Below are 325 nucleotides of genomic sequence, written 5' to 3'. Positions count from 1 at the left end.
CGGGCACGACGCTCATGGTCCACGAACTCAGTCACCGCATTGAGCAGGCCGTAGGCCGTGTTCTTGGCGGACGCCAGCTCCGACCCGCGACCAGTCCCCTCATACAGAGTCATGGCTTTCTTCATAGCCTGCTCGTTGGCCTTCGCCGGCATGCCCGATGGCTGATAGCCGGTATCTGTGAAGATAGTCTGCATGACCTTCTCGGCGGTCTTGCGGGTGATGCGGCGCTCGCTGAGGGCCTTCAGGCGATACATGAAGTCATCCCAGGCAGAGACTGAGATACCCAGCTGTTTCTTCACAGACTGCGGATCAAAGGTGGTGTTGT

General features: G+C 59.1%; 1 protein-coding gene. It reads right to left on the bottom strand.

What is annotated here, in order from left to right; genetic code table 11:
• Positions 1 to 325 (bottom strand): DUF932 domain-containing protein (locus A3730_RS12940; protein WP_156501195.1); only part of this gene is annotated, 325 nt, incomplete at both ends.

Source organism: Alcanivorax sp. HI0044 (genome assembly GCF_001634945.1).
The sequence above is the reverse complement of the archived record's forward strand: the minus strand, read 5'-3'. Positions and strand labels throughout refer to the sequence as shown.